Here is a 383-nt window from a genome sequence, read left to right as displayed (position 1 = left end):
CCGACGCGAGCACCAAATCGCCGACCGTTAGCTTGGCCCACGGATCGGGTGAGCCGCCGTCGCCCGACCCTGCCCCTTGCCCGTCGTCGGAATTGCCTTTTCCGGCCTCAGGCGAGCCCGCTGAAGCGTTTTCGGCGGTTTCGGGGTCATCGGTGCCGGTCGAAGCCCGGCGCGGCTCGTCAGCGACGCCTCCTAGGGCCGCTATGCGGGTGTACAGATCGCCCTTGCAAAAGGGCACGAAAGCCTTGCCGCTGTCGAAGAGCTTGCCGCGTGGAAGGCGCATGGCAATATCCGTGGCCTCGCCGGGCTCAAGGCGATGCGAATGCATCCCCATCAGCTTCGCTGCACCTTCAGCCGCCTCGACGTCGGGCAGTAGGAAGACC

At 66.3% G+C, this 383-nt stretch carries 1 pseudogene; it reads right to left on the bottom strand.

From position 1 onward, the window contains the following. Window positions 1-383: pseudogene (locus EN874_RS33975) on the bottom strand (hypothetical protein); the annotation flags it as partial.

The organism is Mesorhizobium sp. M1D.F.Ca.ET.231.01.1.1 (assembly GCF_003999155.2).
Classification (GTDB): domain Bacteria; phylum Pseudomonadota; class Alphaproteobacteria; order Rhizobiales; family Rhizobiaceae; genus Mesorhizobium.
Note: the sequence above shows the minus strand (reverse complement) of the source record. Positions and strands in the feature narration are given on the sequence as shown.